The organism is Lentisphaera marina (assembly GCF_028745505.1).
Taxonomy (GTDB): domain Bacteria; phylum Verrucomicrobiota; class Lentisphaeria; order Lentisphaerales; family Lentisphaeraceae; genus Lentisphaera; species Lentisphaera marina.
In genome coordinates this window covers 861700-876648 of sequence record NZ_JAQZZL010000002.1, presented here as the reverse complement: position 1 = coordinate 876648, position 14949 = coordinate 861700, and the positions used below count along the sequence as shown (strand labels likewise).

The 14949-nt window shown below is 45.4% G+C and carries 8 protein-coding genes; all 8 read left to right on the top strand.

What is annotated here, in order from left to right; translation table 11 throughout:
- Window positions 1–10 precede the first annotated feature (10 nt).
- The 8 genes from PQO01_RS14695 to PQO01_RS14660 all read left to right on the top strand — a co-directional run bounded on the left by PQO01_RS14695 (window position 11) and on the right by PQO01_RS14660 (window position 14939).
- Window positions 11–2728: a glycosyl hydrolase family 95 catalytic domain-containing protein gene (locus tag PQO01_RS14695; protein WP_274314840.1), complete on the top strand. Its 2718-nt coding sequence runs from the start codon at window positions 11–13 to the stop codon at window positions 2726–2728.
- 65 nt (window positions 2729–2793) lie between these two features.
- Window positions 2794–4722 (top strand): sulfatase family protein, encoded by a 1929-nt coding sequence (locus tag PQO01_RS14690; protein ID WP_274314839.1) that lies wholly within the window; start codon window positions 2794–2796, stop codon window positions 4720–4722.
- A gap of 41 nt (window positions 4723–4763) precedes the next feature.
- Window positions 4764–6524, top strand: a complete 1761-nt coding sequence (locus PQO01_RS14685) for an alpha-L-fucosidase (protein ID WP_274314838.1) — start codon at window positions 4764–4766, stop codon at window positions 6522–6524.
- A 57-nt stretch (window positions 6525–6581) separates the two neighbouring features.
- Complete coding sequence (locus tag PQO01_RS14680) at window positions 6582–8465, top strand: sulfatase-like hydrolase/transferase (RefSeq protein WP_274314837.1); 1884 nt, start codon at window positions 6582–6584, stop codon at window positions 8463–8465.
- A gap of 34 nt (window positions 8466–8499) precedes the next feature.
- Window positions 8500–11436 carry a right-handed parallel beta-helix repeat-containing protein gene (locus tag PQO01_RS14675; protein WP_274314836.1) on the top strand — a complete coding sequence of 979 codons (2937 nt, stop codon included), beginning with the start codon at window positions 8500–8502 and terminating at the stop codon, window positions 11434–11436.
- A gap of 157 nt (window positions 11437–11593) precedes the next feature.
- Window positions 11594–12031, top strand: coding sequence for a glycoside hydrolase family 95-like protein (locus PQO01_RS14670; RefSeq protein WP_274314835.1), 438 nt, complete (start codon window positions 11594–11596; stop codon window positions 12029–12031).
- A gap of 511 nt (window positions 12032–12542) precedes the next feature.
- Complete coding sequence (locus PQO01_RS14665; protein ID WP_274314834.1) at window positions 12543–13313, top strand: LamG domain-containing protein; 771 nt, start codon at window positions 12543–12545, stop codon at window positions 13311–13313.
- Window positions 13314–14096: 783 nt separating this feature from the next.
- Window positions 14097–14939 (top strand): hypothetical protein, encoded by an 843-nt coding sequence (locus tag PQO01_RS14660; RefSeq protein WP_274314833.1) that lies wholly within the window; start codon window positions 14097–14099, stop codon window positions 14937–14939.
- Window positions 14940–14949 lie beyond the last annotated feature (10 nt).

The window sequence follows — 14949 nt, the reverse complement described above, 5'->3', positions numbered from 1 at the left end:
AGGATATAACATGATAACCCAAAAAATAAAAACCATGCTCACGGTAGCTGCACTCGCTTTTTCTGGAGCTGTATTCGCCTTTGAGTCTGAAAAAAAGGTTCAAAAAGCCGATGATCTTAAACTTTGGTATTCAAGTCCTGCCAAGAAATGGGAACAAGAGGCCTTGCCATTGGGCAATGGTCGTATTGGTGCCATGTTCTTTGGCGGAGTAGAAAGCGAACAATTCAACATCAATGAAAAGAGCCTCTGGTCAGGCGGACCGGGATCCATGGAAAATTATCACTACGGCAATACTGCGGGCCCTGGGGGGCATGTTGCCAGTCTCGAAACGGTGCGCAAAAAAATCAACGCCAAAGACTGGGATGGTGCCAGGGAGGCTATGCACGCACTGCGAGGAACACAACAAAATATGGGTGCGTACCAGACCCTGGGAAACTTTTACCTCGATTTTGGAGGGACTACGCAAGTTGCCACTAGTTCCGAAAATGCTCCAAAGGAGACTGGTGCCATGCTATTGGATAATAATCCAAACACAAAATGGTTTACCGGAGCTGAGAATAACGCCCCTTTTTGGGTGCAGGTTAATTTGACTGAGGCCCGAGCCTTGCCGGAGTATTCTTTTACATCCGCGAACGACTCGCCAGACCGAGATCCAGCTAACTGGACAGTGAAAGCATCGAATGATGGCAAAAGTTGGGCTGTTATTGATACCAGGTCTGGAATCGATTTTCCTCACAGGAAGCAGGAGCTGTCATTCACGACCTCGAGTAAGAAAGCTTATATGCATTATCGGTTTGAGATGGAGAATAACAAAGGCACTGAGATGCAGTTGGCTGATATTGGTGGCTTTAAATCTCCTGATAGCGGTAAAGGTGGCATAAGTCATTACTGCAGAAAACTTGATCTCGCACAAGGAACGGGTGGTGTGCGCTATACCAAGGGCGGCATCAACTACAGCCGCGAGTATTTTGTCAGCTATCCTGACAATGTTTTCGTGATCCATTTGAAGGCGGATAAGCCTGGCTCTATTTCCTTTAAAACCCGTTTTGACTTTGCTCACAAGGTAAGCTCTTCGGTCAAAGAGGGTGTGGTCACATCTTCAGGCACGTTAAAGAACAAGCTCCAGCACGAGACTCAGTATAAAGTGCTGGCTAGCGGTGGAACGACGACCGAACATGGCGAAGGCATCGAGGTGGCAGGTGCTGATTCTGCAACGATCATCCTGACCGCAGGGACTTCTTACGTTGATGTCTACCCGGATTATCAGGGGGAGCATCCACATGATAGAGTGACAAAGACGCTAGCCGCTGCCACTGCAAAAGGTCGCCAATTGCTCAAAGCAACGCACCAGAAAGACTACAAGTCATTGTTTGATCGCGTTCGTCTGAATCTCGATCAAAAACCCCAATCCAAACCAACGAATGAGCAGAGAGCATCCTACAACGGGGATAATCGCGCCCTTGAAAGGTTGTTCTTCCAGTACGGTCGATACCTGCTGATCAGCTCATCCCGTAAAGGGACGCTGCCTGCCAATTTGCAGGGTATCTGGAACAATAGTAACAATCCCCCTTGGACTTCAGGCTACTGGTATAACATCAACCTCCAGATGAATTATTGGCCGGCTGAGATGACGAACTTAGGTGAATGTCACCTGCCGCTTTTTGATTTCATGAACGCTCAACTGGTACCTGGCAGAAAGACCGCGGCTCAGTTTGGTGCCAAAGGTTTTATCGCGGGGCATGGACAGAGTATTTGGGGTAAGACCGGGCTTAGTCATTATTTTAATGCCTTCTGGGCACCTGCAGGCGCGGCGTGGAATTGTCAGCATATCTGGCAGCATTACACCTTCAACCAAGACAAGAAATTCCTGAAGGAGCTTGGCTATCCGATCATGAAAGAGGCCTGCCTGTTCTGGGTCGATTTTCTGGTCACCGATCCGCGGGATGGCAAGCTCGTTTCCTCGCCATCATTTTCACCTGAACACGGTAGGCATAGCGCCGGCTCCAGTATGGACCAGCAAATTGTATTGGAACTGTTTGAAAACACCATTGCAGCAACCGAGGTGTTAGGGGTTGATGCCGCCTTTCGGGATACTCTGAAAGCGAAGCTGGCTAAACTGGATCCCGGACTGCGGATCGGCCATTGGGGGCAATTGCAGGAGTGGAAAGAAGATTGGGATAACCGAGGTAATAAACATAGACACGTTTCGCATTTATTCGCATTACATCCTGGCAGACAGATTTCTCCAGCGCTGACACCTAAATATGCAGAGGCAGCAAGAATATCTCTCAACGCTCGTGGAGATGGCGGAACAGGCTGGAGTAAAGCTTGGAAAATTAATTTCTGGGCCCGCTTGGCCGATGGCGACAGGTCACATAGGCTCCTCTCAGAACTGATGAAGCATAGTGTGATGGCTAATTTGTTTGACACGCATCCGCCATTTCAAATTGACGGAAACTTCGGTGCGACCTCAGGAGTGACTGAGATGCTTCTCCAATCACACATGGGTGAGGTGCACATGCTTCCAGCTTTGCCTTCCAAATGGCCCAAAGGCAGTGTGAAGGGCTTGAAAGCTCAGGGAAATTTTGAAGTGGATATAGCATGGGATGAGGGGAAGTTGACTTCTGCGACGGTAAGATCTCTTTCCGGCCTGAAACCCGTGCTGCGGATAGCGGGTGTTGCCGTCGGCTCTGACGACAAAAGAATCACGTGCACGGGTGTGAAATAGCTCCTTGAGTCGCTCGGGAAAAAACCAGTCAAAGTACGGGTAGAAAAACTAAAAAAGAATATAACATGATAACCCAAAAAATAACAACCATGCTCACGGTAGCTGTACTGGCCTTTGCCGGCCAGTTGTTCGCGGCGGAAACTGCAGCAAAGACCCCCAACGTGATACTGATTTTCACCGATGATATGGGGTATGCCGATGCAGGATGCTATGGGGCGCAAGATATCAGTACACCCAACCTCGACCGCATGGCTGCTGAAGGTGTTCGGTTTACCGATTTTTATTCGGCAAATGCAGTATGCTCACCTTCGCGTGCTGCGATGTTAACCGGACGTTATCCGACCCGCTGTAATGTACCCAAAGTGCTATTCCCGCGTGACTCCCATGGTTTTCCCTCAAAAGAGGTGACCATTGCAGAAATTCTTAAGAAGGCCAGTTATGCGACGGCTTGTATCGGGAAATGGCACTTGGGGCACAAGCCTGAGTTTCTTCCTACTCGCCAGGGCTTTGATTACTACTTGGGGATTCCCTACAGCAACGATATGTGGATTGATAAAACAGCACCCCTGGCATCTGACCTGAAGCTCAACGGAGGAGCTACGGTGGATAAAATCAGATCTGGCGCCTATTCGAAGAAGGGCGGTGGCTTAACAAGTCCCCATGAGAAATTTCAGTTGCCTCTTATGCTCAATGAAGAGGTGATTGAGTTTCCGGTGATTCAGACGACCCTGACTCAGCGTTATACCGATGAAGCCATAAAATTTATCAAAACCAATGCAAATGATAATAAGCCGTTTTTTGTCTATCTGCCGCACGCGATGCCCCACATCCCCCTTGCAGCGAGCAACGCATTCCGTGGCAAGAGCAAGCAGGGCTTCTATGGTGATACCATTGAGGAACTGGATTTCAATGTCGGGCGTCTGCTGACAACATTGAAAGAACTGAATATTGACGACAATACCCTGGTCATTTTCACCTCGGACAACGGCCCCTGGCTTGGTTTGGGGGAGCTGAGTGGAAGAGCCAAGCCCCTGAAGGGTGGAAAATTTTCAACTCATGAGGGTGGTCAACGTGTACCGATGATCATGCGCTGGCCCGGGAAGGTGGCTGCCGGTAGAGAATGTTCCCAGGTCGCTTCCATGTTGGATCTGTTCCCAACGATTGCAACACTGGCGGGTCAGCCACTGCCGAACGACAGAGTGATCGATGGGCAAAACATTTGGCCACTCCTTGCCCTTGAAGAAGGAGAGGTACCTGAGAAAGACTTCTTTTATGTATATGGCTGGGATGTACAGGCCGTTCGCAGTGGCAAATGGAAGCTGCAGGAGTTCCTCGGTGGAGGCGCTTATGGCTTAAAGAGGAAGGCGGGAAGCAAAGGAGCATTGTACGATTTAGAGTCTGATCCAGGAGAAAAAAAGAATGTCGCAGACAAGTATCCTGAAGTCTTCAAACGCCTCGAGGGTCTCATTACCGAAAAGCAAAAGGAGATTGGTACTGGCATTAAGCCCGGAGGCACCAAAGCGGAAGTTGCCGCAAAACTCGTCTGGTCGAAGATCAAGACGGGTGATGTTTATGCATCAAAGAGTGCACCTGCAGTAGTGAAAAAGGCGTTCAAAATCAGCGGAGAAATGGAAGTTGCTGCCGAGGCGAAGCAAGTTGTTCTGGCCCATGGTGGAACCGCAGTCGGTTACTCTCTCTATCTCAACGGCAAAGAGCTGGTGTTTGCCGTTGCGACAGGCAAGAATCACCTTGAGCGCGTCAAAACTCCAGCTCCAGCAGGGAAATTCAGCTTTGAGACGGGGTTGGATGATAAAGGGCACCTGTTTGTGCAGGTTGGCGACAACGAGACCGTGAGCTCTCAAACAGGCGGCCATTGGATAAGCAAGTGGCCTGCCGAAGACTTGAGTATTGGTTTCGATTATGGCAACCCCGTAGACCCCAAGGCTCCAAAAGGAGAATTCCGAGGCAATCTGGTAAAGTTTGAAGTGAAATGATTTCAGCAGCGATCGAAAAAAAATTAATAAAAGGATATAACATGATCACCCCAAAAATAAAAAACATACTCATGGCAACTGCAGTTGCGTTAGCTTGTATAAGTCCGCTAGCGGCTAAAGAAAGCAAAGAAGACTTTGATGCTAGAATGCAGTGGTTTGATGAGGCTAAGTTTGGGCTCTTCATTCACTGGGGTTCCTACTCAACACTGGCAGGATCCTGGAATGGTAAACAGATCGATGGTTACGCCGAGTGGATTCAAGCTGGTGCAGACATTCCTAAAGCGGAATACTCTGAGGTTGCTAAGCGATTCAATCCTTCAAAATTTAATGCCGAGGAGTGGATCAAAACGGCCAAGCAGGCCGGCATGAAGTACATGGTCATCACGACCAAGCACCACGATGGCTTCTGTTTATGGGATTCCAAGTACACCGAGTACGATATCAAAGATGCGGCCGGTGTTGAAAAAGACCTGCTGGGGGAGCTCAGTGCGGCATGCAAAAAACACGGTATAAAGTTTGGCACTTACTACTCCATCATCGATTGGCATCACCCAACTCAGAAACCAGCTAGCGGTGATTTTTGGAAAAAATGGGGTAATCCTGATTGGGCCGGGCCCAATGCTAAGGAAGAGTATGTTCAATATATGAAGAATCAACTCAAGGAGTTGGTCGACCGCTACGATACTCAGATCTTCTGGTTTGATGGGGATTGGTGGAAGAACTGGAGTATGGCCGACGGTGAGGACCTGTATGCTTACCTCCGCGAGATCCAGCCTACAGCTATTATCAATAACCGAGTTAGTAAACGCAACAGTTCGAAAATCGACTTCGGAACCCCTGAGCAATTCACACCTGGCACAAAACTTGATTATTACTGGGAAGCCTGCTGGACCATCAATCACTCGTGGGGATACAAAGAACACGATAAAAACTGGAAGACGACCAAACAGCTCGTGCAAAAGCTGGTAGATATCAACTCTAAAGGTGGTGCCTTGTTACTCAATATTGGCCCGACGACCGAGGGTGAGTTTCCTCCAGGATGCCTTGACCGATTAGCGGGAATGGGCGACTGGCTCAAGACCCATAGTGAGGCGATTTATAAAACGAATTTTGCAGACATCCCTCTTCAAGACTGGGGGCGTGTGCTTCAAAAAGGCGATACGATTTATCTACACGTTTTCGATTGGCCAGCAGATGGCAAGCTAACGGTGGCCGGTTTAAATGCAGACGTTCAAGAGCTAATGCTCATGAATTCTGAGGAAAAAGTGAGTGCAGAGAACAAGGACAAGTCTTTGCTGATTCGTATACCCGCTAAAGGTAGCAACGAGTATAGCTCAGTCATTAAACTTGTGGCAGCTCCGGGGTCGATCAAAACCTTCGAGTTGCCAGATGCAAGTGTGCCATTGAAAGAGGGCGATCTATTGTTAAGTGCTAAAAAAGCTGAAATCACGGGTTCTGGCACACTCAAATATGAGGGTAAAAACAAGAACCTGGGTTACTGGTCCTCGGAAGACAATGTCGCCACTTGGAAGCAAGAGGTGGTGATCCCTGGTCAGTACAGGGTCTTACTAATTTGTGCATCCCCCAAAGGAGGCAGTCAGTTTGTCTTGGAAGCTGCTGAGCAGAAGCTTACGGGCACAGTGAATCAAACCGGTGCTTGGGAAAAGTATCAGGAGCTGAATGCTGGAGTTTTGAATTTACCAGAGATCACCAATTACACATTCAGTCTCAAGATGACCGAAAAAAAGAGCGAGGCTTTGTTCAATTTGAAGGCTGTCATTTTACGACCTATCAATAAATAATGAGAAAATTTACCCGCGAAGCTATTCATTTTATCAAAAGAAAAAAAGATATATAACATGATAACCCAAAAAATAAAAAACATCCTCACGGTAGCTGCCCTGGCCTTTGCCGGCCAGTTGTCAGCCGCGGAAGGTGCTGCGGAAAAGCCGAACGTCATGTTTATCTTTGCAGATGATCAGACCTATGAATCGATTGGTGCGTACGGACAATTGAATATTAAAACGCCCAATCTTGACCGTTTGGTTAACCGTGGGGTATCGTTTACCCACACCTATAATATGGGATCTCGGAGCGCCGCGGTATGTGTTGCCAGTCGCGCCATGCTCAACTCGGGCCAATTTGTCCACCGGGCCGATCAAGGTGTCAAACAGTATCCACACTGGTCTGAAATTATGAAGGGTGCCGGATATAAAACCTATATCACTGGAAAATGGCACGTCAATTGTCCCGGCAAACCGCGTTTTGACGTACTGAAGGATGTGCGTGGCAGTATGCCGAATCAGGCTGCCGCACGCTATAGGCGCACTTTTAATCCTGAGCTCTATGAGAGCGAATGGCTGCCATGGGACAAAAAACACGGGGGATTCTGGGCAGGGAAAACCCATTGGACTCAGGTGGTGGCCGATAATACTCTTACGTTCTTTGAACAGGTCAAGAATGATGACAAGCCCTTCTTCATGTATCTGGCCTTTAACGCGCCGCATGACCCGCGTCAGGCTCCAAAAGAGTATGTGGATATGTACCCGCTTGATTCGATCAAGGTTCCGAAAAACTATCTGCCTGAATATCCATACGCCAACGCGATCTGCGGGAAAAATCTACGTGACGAGAGATTGGCTCCTTACCCGCGTACAGAATACGCTGTCAAACGCAACCGTCAGGAGTACTACGCATCAATTACCTATATGGATCACCATATCGGGCGTATGCTGGATGCACTGGAAGCGAGTGGAAAAGCGGATAATACCTACATCATCTTTACTGCTGACCACGGTCTGGCTGCAGGCCATCACGGTCTTATGGGCAAGCAGAGTATGTATGAACACTCGATGCGTCCTCCATTTATTGTTGTTGGACCAGGGATAAAACCAAATTCTAAAATTGATACGCCAATCTACCTTCAGGATGCCATGGCAACGGCTATTGAGATTGCCGGTGCCGAAAAACCGGCACATGTGGAATTCAAAAGTCTGATGCCTTTGATCAAGGGAGAGAAGAAGGTTCAATATGACAGAATTTACGGCAGTTACCAAAACACTCAGCGTATGATTCTGAAGGATGACTGGAAACTTATTTTCTATCCAACTGCGGCAAAGAAAATGCGCCTGTTCAACATCAAGAACGATCCGGCTGAGATGAATGACTTAATAGATAACCCTGAGTACGCCACAAAGATAAAGGAATTAAAGAGCGAATTTGCCGAACTTCAGCAAGAGATGGGAGATAATTTAAACGTCGATAAACTCGGTAAGCCTGTTACCTACAAATCTCATCATAAAGTTGACAATCCGAAACCGACAAGCCGCCGACTGGATGCGTCGGTCAGTGCCAGTGCAAACACTGAAGGCAAACACAGCCCAAAGACACTGGTGGACGGGGACTACGGCACAAAATATTACCATGACAATGTCACATTCCCGGCCTCCTTTGTTTTCTCATTGAAAGGGTCCTCAATGGCAGCAACAACATACACCATTGTCAGTGCCAACGATATGCCTGAGCGCGATCCAAAGTCGTGGGAACTTTTGGGCTCAAATGATGGTAAAAAATGGACGTCGCTGGACAAACGTACGGATGAGAAATTTTCCTCCCGCCATCAAGCGCGTGATTTCACCATAGCCACCAGCCAGTCATTCAGCAAGTACAAACTTGTGGTTACAGAATCTGTGAAAAAGTCCTCTGGTCTTCAATTCGCCGAGATACATCTGGGCACAAAGTAGGCAGCAACAATCGAGAAAAGAAAAAGGATATAACATGAACACACTAAAAATAAAAACCATCCTCACGGTAGCTGCCCTGGCCTTTGCCGGTCAGTTGTTCGCCGCGGATGCGGCCAATGACCCTGCCCAAGAACAAAAGTTTCTACCTGAGAAAAATGGCGTTCTTAGAGAAGTCTGGGAAAAAGTTAATGGCGCCAAGGTGGAAGATCTTACTCAATCAGCAAAGTACAAGGAAATCGCAGATCGAGTCAAGATTGTCGAGAGTGTTGAATTAAATTCCGGCGCGAGTAGTTACGGAGCTCGTTTTACAGCATTAATAACAGTGCCAGAAACAGGGAAATATACCTTCTATGCTGCAGCGGATGATTGCGGTGAACTTTGGCTTAGCAGTGACGACACTTCCAAAAATCTAAAACTTATAGCAAGTGTGTCGAGATGGACGCATCGCAATCAGTTTAAAAACCACGCATCCCAAAAGTCGAAAGAAATTCGTCTTGAAAAAGGCCGGAAATATTTAATTAGAGGGCTGCAGAAGCAAAGCAGTGGTGGCGGTCATTTTTCCGCAGGATGGTCAGGACCCAAGCTTAAGCTAGGGGTTATTAAAGGTGAATATTTAACAGTTCCTAAACTGAACGAGGTACAAATAGCAAAGATTAAGGAGACTGAATTTAAGGAGGGGGAAGCAGCAAGAGTGCTTGAGGAGAATGCGAGGATTGTGTCCCTGTTTGATCATGCGGATCAGGAGTGGCTTAAAAAATCACCTAAATCTGCCATACCTATATATAAGACAATTTTGGAAACACTGCCTGAACGATATAAAATGCAAATGCTCAGGTCTTTAATCATCATGCGCATAGCTAAGGCTCAACTGGCGTCACGTGATAACGATGCCTGCCTGAAGACATTAGCTCTTCTTGATAAGATGGACTATGTTCCTGAACACCATGCACTGGCAGCCAAAGAGATGAAGGTAGTCATTAGCGGCAAGCCGAATCCGGGATTACAAAGAACCCCAATACCGACTATTGGCAAAGTACGGTCAAGCATTTATGTCAGTGCTTCAGCTGGCCCTGGTGGAGCTGGCTCCAAAGCTAAACCATTTTCATCCATAGAAAGTGCTATAAAACGAGCAAGACAACTACGTAAGTCTCCAGGTAACGGCTCGATTGAAATCGTTCTAGCTTCTGGACGCTATCTTATAAAAGAGACGATGAAACTGACAAAAGATGACTCTGGGACGGCTGAAAGTCCATTGATCATTAGATCAGAACATCCTGACAACCCGGCGGAATTGACAGGTGGAACTGTTTTGAAGAATTGGGAAAAAGTTACAGACAAGTCTATTCTTGAGCGTCTTCCAGATGGCGTGAAGGAAAAAGTACTTGTTTGTGATTTGAAAGCTCATGGGATAAAAGATATGGGCGAACTCGTCTTTGGTGGATTTCAAAGTTCACGGGCATCTCTTACGCCTCGTTCCGATCATCGTTTTAAGACCTTTCCTGTTCCGGAACTATTTCTCAATAACAATGTGCAAATGATGGCACGCTGGCCGAATGAGAAAGAAACAACTTTCTTTTTGAATAGAGTTCCCGAGAAAAAGGAAGCTCGTAGTGAACAATGGGCTAAAGAAAAGGATCTATGGATACACGGATATATTGCTTGGAGCTGGGCAGATGTTTATGAAAAAGTAGCGGATATTGAAGCCAATGGAAAAATCAATCTTGCTCCACCAATTAATATCTCTGGAGTTAAAATGATTGATGGTCCTCATTCGCTAGGTCATGTGATTAATGCTTTGTGTGAGATTGATCTGCCAGGAGAATGGCACCTAGACTCAAAGAATAGCAGAATTTACTTTTTGCCCCCAGAAGGTTTCGATCCCAAAACATGTATCATCTCATCATTCAATACTCCTTTAGTTGCTGACAACTGTTCCTTTCTCCAGTTGCGTGATCTTAAACTCAATTTTATTCGTGGAGATGCTCTGTCCATGACGAACTGTTCTGACCTACTGATCAGCGGGGTAGATATTCAGAACTGTTCCGGACTGGGCATAAAGATCATGGGAGGAGTACGACACATGTTGCACTCATGCCGTATAAACAGCACGGGACGCGGTGCCATTGACCTTTTATGTGGTGACTGGCAGAAACTTATTCCGGCAAATTCAATTGTTGAGAACTGCCATCTCTCCAACCTGTCACGCATTGATCGCACGTATACGCCAGCTCTTCTACTTGAAGGGATGGGTATTAAAGTGCGACATAACTCGTTTACCGATATTCCAAGTAGTGCGATTCGCTTGGAAGCATGTGATGCTTTGATCGAATTGAATTATTTCTTCAATTGCGTTTACGAATCCGGAGATCAAGGTGCAATCGATATGTGGGCAAATCCACTCTACCGGGGCAACATCATCCGTTGGAATGATTTTGACCGCATCATCAACGAGTCATCGCATATGGGAGCGGCCGCAGTTCGTTTCGATGATGCAATCTGTGGTTTCATGATTTCTGAGAACGTTTTCCGTAAGGGGTCTCATAAAGGCTTCGGTGCTGTTCAGAATAACAGAGGAACTGATAACTATACGGAAGGAAATATATTTATCGACTGGCATAGTGCATTTAGTTGGAGTGGAGGTATTCTGGTCGGTGAAGAGTGGGGGAGTTACATTCGTGGGCATGCTCGTTCAAGACAAATGTTGAAAGAGACCGATTGGCAGTCAGAAGCCTGGAAGAGTAAATATCCGATGGTTAAAGACCTTATGAACGGTGATGATAATCTGTGCTACTTGATTGGTAATCAGATTTTCGCTCCTAGCCGTCTGGGAGGACATAAACATGCATTTTCCTTTGCCAATAAAATAGAGAAAAAGAAAGTTAATGCAGATTCCTTGGAATCAATAAAGCCTCTCCTTCTTCCCTGGAATTTCATTCCATTAGATAAAATCGGATCGTATTCAGGTCGTTGAATCACAACAAAAAAAATGAAATCAAAGGGAATCCGCAGGGGACTGGTCTTTTGTGGAGCCCCTTTAGGATTCTCGGTGAACGGGGACGGTGCTGTATTACCGCTCTGTTTTTTATAAAGAGCATTCTTTATAGATAACAAAAACGAGTTGAAATCAAGTGTCAACAAAATCATATCTAACACTATTAGTAGTCGGGCTATTAACACTGTCGGCATCAGCAGCTGAGCAAAGCAAAGATTTGGCTCAATCCAGGCCGAATATTATCTATATTTTGTCGGACGAGGGAGTGTGTTTTGAGCAATGCTTTGCCAATCCGCTGTGTACGCCCTTTCAACTCGACGCGAATGCCGGAGCTACCTCAGGCTTAGTAGAAATGCTTCTGCAATCCAACGTGGGTGAGCTGCACATGTGCCCTGCCCTACCTTCGAAATTACCAAAAGGCAGAGTGAAGGACTTGAAAGATCAAGGCAATTTTGACGTAGATATCACATGGAATAAGGGCAAGCTGTGCTCAGCTACGGTGAACTCTCTTCTCCGCCTGAAGCCCGTATTGCAGATTGCGGATTGCGGATTGCGGGTGTTTCCATTTGTGTAGAATACAGATAAGCTTTGCTGTGGAGAAATAATCCGCGGTCAAGTCAATAAAACTATAGGCTCCACTCTATAAATAAAATTTTTCTTCTTCTAAGTTTTACTTATCCTAGCATTAGCGGTATTACAGCAACATTTCTTTTTTATTCTCAAAAAGCCTCTTCTCACCCTGTTTATATAATGCTGTTTTTTGAGAGGATTGTTAAGGTTATTACTTTGATTTTGACTTATCTTTTAATTAATCTCTCAAATTGTCAGGAAGTTCTCATGAAGTCACAATCCTATGCGATCCACCCTAAAGTAATATTGATTCACATCAGTGTAAGAGATGCCTATGCTAAATGCTGTGGGGCTAAAAATAGCAAGCGCCCTAAGCTTAGGCCAAACGACAAGAGTCTTATATTTAGAAAGATATCTAAACCGAAAACTAAAGGAGCAATTTCATGCAAGATTTCTTTTTAAGAAAAAAAGGTCATTTTGTAAAATCAAAATTTACTTTAATTGAGGTTCTTGTGGTGGTAGCCATTATTGGAATATTGGCATCAATCCTGTTGCCGGTATTTAGTCAATCGAGAGCTAAGGCCCGTTATGCAAACTGGCTTGGATTCAGCAATAATATACGAATCGACCAACAGAACCTTGCACATCACAGAATGTTATCAGGCGGTGACTCGACTGTCCTTAGCAATGAGGCTGAAGGAACCGGAATCGATAAGTACGATCCGGAGGTTTTTGATGGAAAAGCGGTTAATGGTCTGTTGAGGGACACTGGACGTTGGCCTGGGAAAGTGGCTATTTACAATCCTCCTGGGAACGATGGTCGCATCGAGTTGGGAGCTCAATCTGTTTCGATAACTGAATCGATTACACTGATTGCCTGGGTAAAGTGGGTTGACTGGCCAGAAATTTGGACAGGAATCATTACAAAAGGCGACCATACTTGGCGTTTAGCGCGAAAAGGAGACACTGATACAGTGGCTTTCAGCCTAAATGGTCCAAGCGGTGATGCTGATCTGCAAGCATCCACATCCGTGGCTGATGGTCAATGGCATATGGTGGCTGGCACCTATGATGGGACAACAGCAAAGGTTTTTGTAGATGGTAAACTAGAAAATAGTAGAGCAAGAAGTGGAGCAATTAGGTATGATTACCAACCGATATGGATTGGCGGAAACTCCGAGCGGCCAGGCAGAGAGTGGAATGGTTGGATCGATGAGGTAGCCATATATTCACGAGCACTTTCTGATCAGGAAATTGAAAATTGGTATGACATGGGAAGACCCTAAGGTGATATTGTTCGCTTTATTCTTCAGCTCATGCAAGATGATGGTGGATATTTTTTTTAATGTTTGATTCTAAAACTGGATTGACTGCATTCAAACAAAAGCTGGAGATTAGTGATCCCATTGAGTTGAGCCAAATTTGTATAAGCTATCCATAAGTTGGCTTTGAAATAATCCTGTAGTGATTTTGTTTTCAGAACTTTACAACTTTATGCAGGAACACTCCCCTAGGTCTTTTGAAAAAAGCTGTAAGTCAATGAAGCTGATAGATCAAGGCAATTTTGACGTAGTTATCACATGGGATAAGCGCAGGCTGTGCTCAGCTACGGCGAACTCTCCTCTCCCCCTGAAGCCCGTATTGTGGATTGAGGCTGTTTCCATTTGTGGAGAATGCAGATCAGCTTTGCTGTGGAGAAATAAACCGCGGTCAAGTCAATAAAACTATAGGATCCACTCTATAAAAAAAAATTTTCTTCGTCTAAGTTTTACTTATCCTAGCATTAGCGGTATTACAGCAACATTTCTTTTTTATTCTCAAAAAGCCTCTTCTCACCCTGTTTATATAATGCTGTTTTTTGAGAGGATTGTTAAGGTTATTACTTTCATTTTGACATATCTTTTAGGTATTCTCACAAATTCCCAGGAAGTTCTCATGAAGTCACAATCCTATGCGATACACCCTAAAGTAATATTGATTCACATCAGTGTAAGAAATGCCTATGCTAAATGCTGTGGAGCTAAAAATAGCAAGAGCCCCAAGCTCAGGCCAAACGACAAGAGTCTTATATGAAAAACATACTAATTATCATTCTGACTTTTGTTATTACATTATCACTTCAGGCATCTTCAGAAGAGTTATTTAAATGTGTTCGCTGTAACGGATTGGGCATTCTTAAATCATCATTAAAAGGTGGTCAAGACCTTAAATGTACTTCTTGCAGAGGGGAAGGAATGGCGCCAAAATCAAAAAAAGAAAAAGCTAATCCAATTAAAAATGGCGAGCAAATCATTAGTTGCTATGAATGTAAGGGAAAGGGCATCATTAAATCTACCCTCAAAGATTCTACAGCTCGTACATGTACTCAATGTAATGGTGTAGGAAAACTGCAGAGAAGAGCCTGTAAGAACCCACACATTGAATACACTTCCTGCCCTGAATGTTTAGGCCTATCCACAAGTCAGTCATCCTTTAAGGGGGCAGGTCCGACTCCCTGTAAGCGCTGTAAGGGAAAGGGTAGTGTTGATAAAAAATCAGTGAAAGACACATCTCATTATATCACCTGTGAAAAGTGCAAAGGCAAGAAAAGACTTACCTCAAAAATGAAGGGAATGGGAACTCGTACATGCCTCAGATGTAATGGTAAGGGAAAAGTAAAACCAAAAGTAAAGGCAGTTAAAAAGGTACCCATCAATCAGACTCGAGATCCTAGGCTTCCGACTGTGAATCTTACTGTAAAATGGAATGGTAAAATTTACAAAAAACTCTCTTCCACTGTTGTGTCTGTTACTTCTCAAGATGCCGTAATTATCGTCCCCAACGGCAAAAAGCTTACTGTGCGCTTACATAAAGATTACATCGAGGCTGCAATTAAAGGTGCCGCGGACTATAAAATGAGAAAAATTAAGTAATTACGCAAAA

Coding starts and splice junctions, on each gene's coding strand:
- PQO01_RS14695 (WP_274314840.1), top strand. CDS start 11: ATGATAACCCAAAAAATAAAAACCATGCTCACGGTAGCTGCACTCGCT.
- PQO01_RS14690 (WP_274314839.1), top strand. CDS start 2,794: ATGATAACCCAAAAAATAACAACCATGCTCACGGTAGCTGTACTGGCC.
- PQO01_RS14685 (WP_274314838.1), top strand. CDS start 4,764: ATGATCACCCCAAAAATAAAAAACATACTCATGGCAACTGCAGTTGCG.
- PQO01_RS14680 (WP_274314837.1), top strand. CDS start 6,582: ATGATAACCCAAAAAATAAAAAACATCCTCACGGTAGCTGCCCTGGCC.
- PQO01_RS14675 (WP_274314836.1), top strand. CDS start 8,500: ATGAACACACTAAAAATAAAAACCATCCTCACGGTAGCTGCCCTGGCC.
- PQO01_RS14660 (WP_274314833.1), top strand. CDS start 14,097: ATGAAAAACATACTAATTATCATTCTGACTTTTGTTATTACATTATCA.